This is a genomic window from Parendozoicomonas callyspongiae, assembly GCF_023502345.1.
GTDB lineage: Bacteria > Pseudomonadota > Gammaproteobacteria > Pseudomonadales > Endozoicomonadaceae > Sansalvadorimonas > Sansalvadorimonas callyspongiae.
This window is the reverse complement of sequence record NZ_JAMFLX010000157.1, coordinates 1-357: the sequence shown is the minus strand read 5'-3', so window position 1 is coordinate 357 and position 357 is coordinate 1. Positions and strand designations below refer to the sequence as shown.

At 47.9% G+C, this 357-nt stretch carries 1 protein-coding gene; it reads right to left on the bottom strand.

Annotated elements, in window-relative coordinates; translation table 11 throughout:
* Positions 1-7: 7 nt before the first annotated feature.
* Positions 8-357: hypothetical protein (locus M3P05_RS20770; protein ID WP_249702061.1), on the bottom strand; the 350-nt coding region annotated here is incomplete at its 5' end.

Below are 357 nucleotides of genomic sequence, written 5' to 3'. Positions count from 1 at the left end.
GCACTTGTTACCCGCTTTTGCGGCGATGTTTGAAAATGCTGGTGCTGGCATTGCACAGAGGCAGCAACGATAAATGAGCAGGCAGAATGAGTTTGTTTGCAGAGTTGCCAGGAAACCCCAAACCAACTGCAATGTTGACTGCCAGCTTTGGGATAGTGATCAGCGGTGCTGAATTTACCCCGATTTTTACACCATGCAAATGTGAAATGCTTGCCGTGAAATTTTGAGCTGGCAGCTGCACAAAACCTTGGGAGCACTTTGCTGGCGCTGGCACAACTGGGAAGCAGCCAGAAAATTTTTGCCGGAGAAACACGTTGAATTGCTGAACTATCAGGATTAAAACCGTGACAAACTCCG